10 protein-coding genes and 1 pseudogene are annotated in these 6294 nt (G+C 54.6%); 7 read left to right on the top strand and 4 right to left on the bottom strand.

Annotated elements, in window-relative coordinates; translation table 11 throughout:
- Nucleotides 1–305: thioredoxin family protein (locus tag AC2FM5_RS18965; RefSeq protein WP_496737485.1), on the bottom strand; the 305-nt coding region annotated here is incomplete at its 3' end.
- A gap of 14 nt (nucleotides 306–319) precedes the next feature.
- Complete coding sequence (locus AC2FM5_RS18960; protein WP_496737484.1) at nucleotides 320–1060, bottom strand: cytochrome c biogenesis CcdA family protein; 741 nt, start codon at nucleotides 1058–1060, stop codon at nucleotides 320–322.
- An 80-nt stretch (nucleotides 1061–1140) separates the two neighbouring features.
- Between AC2FM5_RS18960 and AC2FM5_RS18955 the strand changes: the two genes are divergently transcribed.
- From AC2FM5_RS18955 to AC2FM5_RS18925, 7 genes are all read left to right on the top strand, one after another.
- Entirely contained in the window at nucleotides 1141–1515 is a 375-nt protein-coding gene (locus AC2FM5_RS18955; protein WP_475222778.1) for a hypothetical protein, read from the top strand.
- Nucleotides 1516–1615: 100 nt separating this feature from the next.
- Nucleotides 1616–1924 carry an ArsR/SmtB family transcription factor gene (locus AC2FM5_RS18950; RefSeq protein ID WP_170380040.1) on the top strand — a complete coding sequence of 103 codons (309 nt, stop codon included), beginning with the start codon at nucleotides 1616–1618 and terminating at the stop codon, nucleotides 1922–1924.
- Nucleotides 1925–1966: 42 nt separating this feature from the next.
- Nucleotides 1967–3028, top strand: a complete 1062-nt coding sequence (locus AC2FM5_RS18945; protein ID WP_496737476.1) for a YeeE/YedE family protein — start codon at nucleotides 1967–1969, stop codon at nucleotides 3026–3028.
- A 246-nt stretch (nucleotides 3029–3274) separates the two neighbouring features.
- Nucleotides 3275–3790, top strand: a complete 516-nt coding sequence (locus AC2FM5_RS18940; protein WP_170582948.1) for a DUF805 domain-containing protein — start codon at nucleotides 3275–3277, stop codon at nucleotides 3788–3790.
- Between the two features lie 73 nt (nucleotides 3791–3863).
- On the top strand, nucleotides 3864–4634 hold the full coding sequence (locus tag AC2FM5_RS18935; RefSeq protein ID WP_170582947.1) for a hypothetical protein: 771 nt from the start codon (nucleotides 3864–3866) through the stop codon (nucleotides 4632–4634).
- Nucleotides 4635–4662: 28 nt separating this feature from the next.
- Nucleotides 4663–5184, top strand: coding sequence for a hypothetical protein (locus AC2FM5_RS18930; RefSeq protein ID WP_174822009.1), 522 nt, complete (start codon nucleotides 4663–4665; stop codon nucleotides 5182–5184).
- Between the two features lie 53 nt (nucleotides 5185–5237).
- Nucleotides 5238–5516, top strand: a complete 279-nt coding sequence (locus tag AC2FM5_RS18925) for a hypothetical protein (RefSeq protein WP_496737469.1) — start codon at nucleotides 5238–5240, stop codon at nucleotides 5514–5516.
- 64 nt (nucleotides 5517–5580) lie between these two features.
- On the opposite strand, the gene AC2FM5_RS18920 is transcribed toward AC2FM5_RS18925, so the two are convergent.
- Together AC2FM5_RS18920 and AC2FM5_RS18915 are read right to left on the bottom strand one after the other, a co-directional pair.
- A complete protein-coding gene (locus tag AC2FM5_RS18920) occupies nucleotides 5581–6042 on the bottom strand; it encodes a hypothetical protein (protein WP_496737466.1) in 462 nt (153 codons plus the stop codon).
- Nucleotides 6043–6109: 67 nt separating this feature from the next.
- Nucleotides 6110–6294, bottom strand: a pseudogene (locus AC2FM5_RS18915) (IS6 family transposase); the annotation flags it as partial.

Here is a 6294-nt window from a genome sequence, read left to right as displayed (position 1 = left end):
TCCGTAGCCGTGGTGCTGCCATGCAAATCCAGTTGGACGACAAAGAAGTTCTCTTCGATGAACGCTGCGAGGTCAGGCTGGGGAAACACCTCATCGTGCATTTTTTTGCAGTAGATACAGCCCTGCTGTTCAATAAATAACACCAACCGCTTACCTTCGCTTGAGGCCTCTTCAAGATCCTCTCGGAGGTCTTTGAAGGTGTCGCGCATCCACGGCGTTTTATGCAAACCGTCGTCGCCGAGTTCAGCGGCGGAAACGACCCCGCCGATCAGAGAAGCGATCAATACTGACAAAACTCGTTTCATGTCTTCCTCCCGAATTAACCGATGGCTGCGAGCCAAGGCATATGGTCGAGCATCCATTGTGCGATGTGATTGATGGAGTTGGTTGCGATGAGGATGCCGAAGACCACCAGAAAGCCACCCATTGCCTTTTCGATGAGGGGCAAGTGCTTTCTGAACTTTGCCATCCATTGCATGAAGGGGCGAACCAGAAAGGCCGCCAGAACAAACGGTGCGGTCATTCCAACCCCGTAGACGAATAGAAGCGCCGCTCCGCGCCAAGCCGTTTCGGTTCCGGCCGCTGTAAACAAGATCGCAGCGAGCACAGGGCCGACGCAGGGTGTCCAGCCAAAAGCAAATGCCAAGCCCAAGACGTAAGCCCCAATCAGGCTAACGCTTGATGTCTCACCGACGTCCGCACGAAATTGGCGGTACAGGAATCCGATGCGAATGAACCCCAGGAAATGCAGCCCCATCGCAATGATGATCGCCGCTGCAATCCAGCGCAGGATGTCGAAATACTCTCGTACAAGCTGCCCGAATATCGAAGCTGTCGCTCCCAGCGCCATGAAGATAGTTATGATCCCAGCTGCAAACGCTATCGCAGAAAGCGTTGCCCTGCGACGAACGTCGGCGGAAAGTGTTGACCCCGCAGATATCTGATCAATCCCGACGCCGGCCAGATAGCTAAGATAAAACGGCACGATAGGTAGGATGCAGGGCGACAGGAAAGACAACAGTCCTGCGACCAAAGCTCCTGCAAATGTAATGTCGAGCATGGTCAAACCTGTCCTGGCACGCTATCATTCATACATTCAAAATAATAAAGATATGTCGCTGCGGTCAATCGGAGCTTGAGATGCGCCACCTACTTCTGCTTTTGACTGCAATCACGTTGTTTGTTTCTCCCGCGGCTTTACGGGCAGAAATGATACTTCTGATGGCGGAAGAAGATGGGTGTATGTGGTGCGCACGTTGGGACATCGACATCTCGGAGACCTACCCCAAGACACCGGAAGGAAATGTCGCTCCACTTCAACGCATCGATATCCACGCGGCTATGCCTGAAGGCATCGCATTGGAGCGGCCTCTCTACTACACGCCAACCTTTGTTCTGCTGGACGATGGCCAAGAGGTCGGCCGGATCGAAGGCTATCCCGGCGAAGATTTTTTCTGGGGGTTGCTGGGCGTTTTGCTGCGTGACGCGGGGGTGCTTATTGAGACCTCTGGATAATAGGTGGCGTATTAAATAAACTGTTTTGAATGCGTGGAGCTATGAAAGCGAGGCGATCTTGTTGGACAAATCTTCGAAACTGCCTGTGTTCTCCAAGGACATGTGCGCCGAAGACCTGGACAGAATGATGGAAAATGCTCAGACGGCGTCAAATTTCCTCAAGGCAATCAGCCATGAAGGGCGCCTGATGATCTTGTGCTATCTGTCCTCGGGTGAAAAATCTGTCACGCAGATGGAAGAAATGCTCTCGGCACGCCAGGCCGCCGTGTCTCAGCAACTATCTCGCCTGCGCTTCGAGGGCTTGGTCAAAACGCGACGCGAGGGGAAAACGATCTACTACAGATTGGCGGATGATCGATCGACACAGATTCTGGAAGTCGTTTACGATCTATTCTGCAGGGAGAAGTAGAAGCCGCCAAAAATACCCGCCAGCTTTGGGAGGAGACTGGCAATGTTTGAAGCATTGGGAGACGCCAATACCGTCGCCCTGATCGGTGTGATCGGCGGCATTGTGTTGGGCTTGGCCGCACGCATTGGCCGTTTTTGCACGCTGGGTGCAATCGAAGACTACCTTTACGCAGATGATGACCGGCGGCTGCGCATGTGGGCAATTGCGATCGGCGTAGCAATTGTCGGCAGCCACTTGGCTATGGCTTTCGGGTGGCTGGACCCTGTTGGAACAAGGTATCTTGCACAGACCTGGAACCCACTTGGGTCGATCGTAGGTGGCCTCATGTTCGGTTACGGTATGGCCATCAGCGGAAACTGCGGCTATGGCGCGCTGGCAAGGCTTGGGGGCGGCGACCTTCGATCATTCGTCATCGTATTGATTATGGGGCTGTCCGCTTACGTTGTCATGTCCGGGCCCCTTGCATACTTGCGTGTTTGGGTCTTCCCCGAGGAAATGGCCCTTAACGACCCTCAGAGCATTAGCTTCCTGGCCGAACGGCTGACCTCAATTCCAGCTTGGCTCATTGGCTCCGTCATCGGCGTTGCGTTGGTGATTTTTGCCGTGGCAAACCAGCGCTTCCTCCGCACTCCCGCACAGGTGTTCTGGGGATCTGTAGTTGGACTGGCGATCGTATCAGGGTGGCTCGGCACGAATTGGGTGGCGACGCACGGTTTCGATGGTGAGCCGGTTCAAACCCATACCTTCGCTGCGCCCCTTGGCGACACAATATTCTACCTTATGACGGCCTCCGGAAACACTTTGTCCTTTGCGGTCGGATCAGTCTCCGGCGTTCTCATTGGCGCATTCTTGGGGTCTTGGTCCAAAGGTCATTTCAGATGGGAAGCGTGCGAGGATCCACGTGAACTCAAGCGTCAGATGCTCGGCGCGGCGATTATGGGGCCAGGCGCGATCATCGCGGTCGGTTGCAGCGTCGGGCAAGGTATATCTGCCTTCTCACTTTTGGCCTACAGCGCGCCCGTAACATTCGCTGCCATCTTCGCCGGCGCGGCGATTGGGTTGAAACAACTCGTGTCTGGGTTGTCTTTCATAACTGAGCGTTGAGCTCACAGTTCTAATCAAAACTCACGCGTGTAGGGCAGTTTTCGCGGTTCTCTATTGTTCAGAATCCGATCCCCGTTGGAGGCGCATATGGGCACGAGGCGTTCATTCAACAAATACGCTCATACGTCCGTTATGCGGACAATGCAGCCTGTTGCAGTTACAGCATCTGAGTAGGTTGACCAAAGCTTGCAAGTTGTCTCCTCGTGTCAGAAAGTACCTATCGAAGCACTCAGGGAGCACGCAGACATGGGTTTCGTCGATGCAATAAAGACATGCCTTGCAAAATACTTCGTTTTTTCCGGGCGCGCGGCGCGGTCAGAGTACTGGTGGTTTGTGTTGTTCGTGGTCCTCGTCAGCATTGTTTTGGCAATCATCGACGCCTCTCTATTCGGCGTGGACCCTGAAACTGGAGAGAGTAGCCAAGTCTTAACTCCGATCTTCCAACTTGCAGTTGTCTTGCCCATGCTGGCCGCCGGATGGCGGCGTTTGCATGACACTGGAAGACCAGGCTGGTACTTGCTCTTGCCTGCAGCGCTCAGCATCGCAACCATGTTCATGCTGTTCAGTGGCATCGCTGTATTTTCAGTCCTCGAGCAAGGGGCTGACGACCCTGAAGCATTGAGGGGCCCAGCGGCTCTACTTGGCGTCACAGGTTTGATGGTTGTGGGAGTTCTTCAACTGATACTATCTGTGCTGATGATCTGGTGGCTAAGCCGACCGTCACAGGAAGGTAAAAATGAATATGGTGCACCCGCAGCTTGAACTTATGACGTGGATCATCAGTGCTTTCGCGGCGGAATGACGAAACATGGCTTAGTTGCCTAGGAGGTTACTTATGAAGAGACATCTAGTCGCCGGCACGGTCCTCACAATCATGATGTCATCACCTGCCATCGCTGAGTGGAACTTCAGTGGGCCGCCGAACGCCAACGCCTTCATTCAGACCGGCGACATGACTCTGGAGTTGCAGTGCGACCGTGTCCGTTTTGCGCCAGCAGGTTATGAGGACTCGCAGGATATTGTCTCCAAGCAGGGCCTGTCTTTTCGGTTCATGAAGGATGGTTCGACCGAGGTAGGTGCGTTTCAGGCAGGATCAGTGAATGCGGATATCTCGCTCGTCGACAACTATCCTGTTGAGGTTCGTTTCTTCGATCAGGGCGACTATACTTTCGTTTTGGACCAGATCGCGCAGAACGCCGTTCTTAACCTTTCGATGGCTGACCAGGATGTCTCTTATGGCATCTTTACGCTCAAAGGATCGTCTGCGGCGGTTAGATCCCTGCGCGCGGCATGCAACTCCGGCGTGTCGACATCTCAGAGCATGGAAGCGCCCGAAGGTATTGTCTATTGTGGAGGTGGCGCCGTTCAGCGGGTCATCGAATACGCGATGGTGGACCAACCGGGTGACCAGTGGGATGCCCTCGTGACCGTCAATGGCGAGACCGTACGCGCGATGACCTCATACAGCTTCTTCGGAAACTCCCAACCACCATCGGGCTTCCAGGTCGCGCTCCTAGGCGAAGATAGGTCAGAGTTCCTCGTCTTCAGCGATGGCGGACGGAACTGGATCGAATTCGGCGATTACACCTACGAACAATGCAATTGAACCTCATGGGAAGGCTGGAGAGACCGGGATGCAAAACCAGCTAGCCGGAACGGGAAAATGGGCTGCTGTTCGACGATGGACGGTCGCTCTTCATGCGATGTTTGCAGCTCTATACACTGGTTCGGCAAACGCGCAAGATTTGTCCGAACTGCCTTTTCCGTTGCTGGAAAAAGTCGAGGCCGCGCAGCAGGCGTGCTCCGATTTCGAGAATGGACAGTTCGCCCTTGAATTGGGAGCCATCCACCGCGTCGATCTCGATGGAGACATCAAGCGGGACTGGGTTCTGGACGAGGCGGGTTTTGCCTGTTCCACCGCTGTGTCGCTCTATTGCGGGACAGGCGGTTGCATGTCTCACTTCTTGGTCGAGGAACATTTGTTCTCGCTTCTCAATCAAGGATGGGACATGGCGAACATCGGCCCATTCCGCGTGCTTTTGGCGGATGTGCATGGCTCGCAATGTGGTGGGATCAACCCAACTCCCTGCATCGTGGCCAGTGTTTGGGATTCAGATGAAATGGTCTGGCGCAGCACGGGTGCAGAGTGGGAGTAGAATATATGGAAAGGCGCCTCGAAAAGACCATGTGTGCCATATGTGCCTGCGCTTTGGCGCTGACGGTGACGGGATGCGTCGAAACCGCTCAAGAGGTAGCGATCAGCGAACCCGACCCGGAACTGAACTTCGTTCGCGGTTACCGAAGTGTTGCGGACGAGTGCCAGCTTGTCGGCGAAACGGCGTTTACTGGCGATTTGCTCGACGATTCGGCCGATCTTGTGGCCTGTCCGACGGGAAGTGCAGCAATGGCAAGCCTAATGGCGGAAACGGGAGCGCCCGTAATCACCCAAACCAACAGCTTCTCGTTCTTCAGCATTCCCTACCGCTGAACCACATGCTTGCCCGGGACTTTGAATGGTCCTCTCTGTCGATGAGTTCAGGACAACTGCCGGACTACTCCGTAACATCCATCGAGAAGAAGTACGTCGCGCACAACGCTCGATCGGCAATGCCTGCAGGCGGTTCCATGCCAGTAAACATCGCTACGCCAAGGTAGGTAAACCCGGAGCTGTCCTCACTCCAGGTTGCCATATACGTGACTGGTTGGTCGCCACAAAGCGTGTTTCCCTGCCTTAGTGGGCCTGCATCGCCTGATACACGAAACACCTGAGCAACAGGCACGTCGCCAGACGCACCCCAATTGCCTGAACTTTTGAGGTCATAAACTTCGAGATCAAGAAACCTGCCGGTCTCGAAGACCATCCGCTTGGCAGACATGATTACAGGCCCGGTAATCGCTAATGCTGTTTCGCTGGAAGGATTGAAAGCCTTAGAATCCTCAAAAAGCGGCTGGGATGATGCTGGACCCCCCAATATCCCCATAGCCATTGACAGCATCAGGATCGATCGACGCATTTGAATCTCCATTGGGTGCTGTCAGACGAATTCGAACCAGTCTCAGTTTGCCGCGGAAACCGCGAACCTATCCGGAACAAAGCTGACGCCACTCGCTAAGAGCGGCGGCGCGGGTCAGCTTGAAGGTGTCTCGACTGGCTAGCGATCTTTCCTGGTTGAAGTGATTGTAGACGGAGGAATGGACGGAGGCGAATTTCTGTAGACTTCGCATGCGCCTGAAACGCTGCATCGCGCGTTCGCGTCGTCGAAACG

This window comes from Ruegeria sp. BHSA162, from assembly GCF_059613385.1.
Note: the sequence above shows the minus strand (reverse complement) of the source record. Positions and strands in the feature narration are given on the sequence as shown.

What these genes read in the sequence shown, in the direction of transcription:
- AC2FM5_RS18960 (WP_496737484.1), bottom strand. Translation starts at nt 1,060, where the DNA reads ATGCTCGACATTACATTTGCAGGAGCTTTGGTCGCAGGACTGTTGTCT.
- AC2FM5_RS18955 (WP_475222778.1), top strand. Translation starts at nt 1,141, where the DNA reads ATGCGCCACCTACTTCTGCTTTTGACTGCAATCACGTTGTTTGTTTCT.
- AC2FM5_RS18950 (WP_170380040.1), top strand. Translation starts at nt 1,616, where the DNA reads ATGTGCGCCGAAGACCTGGACAGAATGATGGAAAATGCTCAGACGGCG.
- AC2FM5_RS18945 (WP_496737476.1), top strand. Translation starts at nt 1,967, where the DNA reads ATGTTTGAAGCATTGGGAGACGCCAATACCGTCGCCCTGATCGGTGTG.
- AC2FM5_RS18940 (WP_170582948.1), top strand. Translation starts at nt 3,275, where the DNA reads ATGGGTTTCGTCGATGCAATAAAGACATGCCTTGCAAAATACTTCGTT.
- AC2FM5_RS18935 (WP_170582947.1), top strand. Translation starts at nt 3,864, where the DNA reads ATGAAGAGACATCTAGTCGCCGGCACGGTCCTCACAATCATGATGTCA.
- AC2FM5_RS18930 (WP_174822009.1), top strand. Translation starts at nt 4,663, where the DNA reads ATGCAAAACCAGCTAGCCGGAACGGGAAAATGGGCTGCTGTTCGACGA.
- AC2FM5_RS18920 (WP_496737466.1), bottom strand. Translation starts at nt 6,042, where the DNA reads ATGCGTCGATCGATCCTGATGCTGTCAATGGCTATGGGGATATTGGGG.